This window comes from Microcystis sp. M53603_WE2, assembly GCF_030065435.1.
This window is the reverse complement of sequence record NZ_JASJFF010001175.1, coordinates 1-1,902: the sequence shown is the minus strand read 5'-3', so window position 1 is coordinate 1,902 and position 1,902 is coordinate 1. Positions and strand designations below refer to the sequence as shown.

At 38.7% G+C, this 1,902-nt stretch carries 4 protein-coding genes and 1 pseudogene; 4 read left to right on the top strand and 1 reads right to left on the bottom strand.

What is annotated here, in order from left to right; all coding sequences use genetic code 11:
* Positions 1 to 183 (bottom strand): annotated as a pseudogene (locus PX481_RS24645) (carbohydrate ABC transporter substrate-binding protein); the annotation flags it as partial.
* Between the two features lie 203 nt (positions 184 to 386).
* Here PX481_RS24645 and PX481_RS24640 point away from each other — a divergent pair.
* The 4 genes from PX481_RS24640 to PX481_RS24625 all read left to right on the top strand — a co-directional run bounded on the left by PX481_RS24640 (position 387) and on the right by PX481_RS24625 (position 1,700).
* A complete protein-coding gene (locus PX481_RS24640; protein ID WP_002763527.1) occupies positions 387 to 596 on the top strand; it encodes a type II toxin-antitoxin system HicB family antitoxin in 210 nt (69 codons plus the stop codon).
* A gap of 297 nt (positions 597 to 893) precedes the next feature.
* Positions 894 to 1,223, top strand: a complete 330-nt coding sequence (locus PX481_RS24635; protein WP_002763528.1) for a hypothetical protein — start codon at positions 894 to 896, stop codon at positions 1,221 to 1,223.
* 9 nt (positions 1,224 to 1,232) lie between these two features.
* Positions 1,233 to 1,430 (top strand): hypothetical protein, encoded by a 198-nt coding sequence (locus tag PX481_RS24630; RefSeq protein ID WP_002763529.1) that lies wholly within the window; start codon positions 1,233 to 1,235, stop codon positions 1,428 to 1,430.
* A 3-nt stretch (positions 1,431 to 1,433) separates the two neighbouring features.
* Positions 1,434 to 1,700 carry a type II toxin-antitoxin system RelE family toxin gene (locus PX481_RS24625; protein ID WP_002763531.1) on the top strand — a complete coding sequence of 89 codons (267 nt, stop codon included), beginning with the start codon at positions 1,434 to 1,436 and terminating at the stop codon, positions 1,698 to 1,700.
* Positions 1,701 to 1,902: the final 202 nt, after the last annotated feature.

The following is a 1,902-nucleotide window of genomic DNA, read 5'->3' as shown; positions in this document are numbered from 1 at the left end:
GCCCTCTTCTGGATACCAAACCAAAAGGGTTCCTTGCAGTTGCTCCGATGATTGGTTAGGAAGATCACTAAAACAAGCATAAAGAAAAATTGGCATCAAGATAAAAAGCAATAGGAGCGATATAATTCCCCTTATTTTTTTACTTCTCCAAGCAGTTTTAACTCTGAGCCTTAGAAATTGCATCGCTCGTGATCCTTCAACAATCTTGCCATCTATTCATAGTACATGAAAAGGTGAATAATAATCTTCATCAGAAAAATAATTAACATGATTTTTTGTCAAGAGCCACCAGTATAGCAATAATCCCAGTTACTATCGGCTGCCATAATAGAATTAGTCCAAAACGCCCTGCAAGAACTACAAAATCTAGAGGAGGAAAACACCCCATGACCCATCACTACAGCATCACCATTCAATGGTCAGATGAAGACCAAAAATTTATCGCCCATCTACCTGAGTTTGGACCCTATACTCATACCCATGGTGAAACCTACAATGCAGCCCTACAAAATGCCCTTGAAGTTCTATATCTCCTTATCGAAGACTACACTGCACAAGGCAAATCTCTCCCACGTCCCCAGGCTATTTCCGCGTAGCCCAAATATCCTCTATTACATTTCAGTCAGAACCGACAACCCCGAAATAAATGATGAAAACGTCAGCCAATAAGTAATTTTTGCTTTATTATGAGAGTAATCCCCTAAACCGTTAGAGGCGTAAGGCTTACGCTGAACAGAGAATCTCTCAACCCAAACCCTGAAGGAGTTAAAGATGACTGACCCTTTAACCGCGAGTGTACTGGTAACTCTGGCAATCCAAGAGTTCATTAAATCAGGTACAGGAGATTTAGCCAAACGCTTTACGGCGGAGGCTGTGGCGAAAATTCCTGTATTGTGGAGAAAGGAAAATCGGTCAAGGTCAATGAAGCATTGGCTAAATTGGAAAGTGGAGACAGTACGGACATTGAAACTATTACCAAAAAGTTGGATATAATTTTGGCTGAAGATCCTCTTTTTGCTGAGGAGTTACGAATTTTAGGACAGGAAATTCAAGCAGGGGAAATCAGCCAAGTTGGTTTAGATGACTTTGAAGCGGGAGAACTAGATGCTGAAATTGATCAAATAGTGAAAGGAAAAACAACGACTAAAACAGAACAAATTGGCACAAAAGGGGTAAGGGTTACAGGAAAAGCGACTATTAAAATTAAGCAAAACATTGATTAGGAGACAAAAATGTTAGAAAATCAAGCTCAAGCACTCAAGCCTATTGTTAAAGAGATTTTGCATGAATTATTATTGCAAGAACGGGAAACTTTAACAGATGTAATTTATGAAGTAATAGAGGATATTGCTCTAGCCAAGGCAATAGAGGAAGGTCTTGACGATGAAAATGTCAGTCGAGAAGAAATTTTTTCGTTATTAGCAGAGTAAATCATGCAAGTTGAATTTCGTCGCCTTTTTTTTCGAGATTTAGGCGCTATCAACGATCGTAAGCTACGACAACGAATTGAATCTGTCATTGCGGAGGTAGAAGCAGCCAATAGTCTAGCTGAATTAAGAAATATCAAAGCTATTGAAAGCAAACCGAGTTACTATCGGCTAAGAATAGGAGATTACCGCGTAGGTATTTATATTGAGGATAATATCATTGCCTTTGTACGAGTTTTGCACCGTAAAGAAATGTACCGTTATTTTCCCTAAGCCATGAACGACAAACTCAAGCAAACTAGAATTAAAGGTTATACGTTAATCTTATCAAAGATGGCTCTTCGTTACTTGTTATGGTTCGATAGGGGGGCATAAATCGACTAAATCCTTATCTGGCAAGAGACTTAATTGATTAGTTCGCTCTAGATAAAAAACAATTGACAAAAATCGCTAAATGCCTTTCTCTATAAGGGTT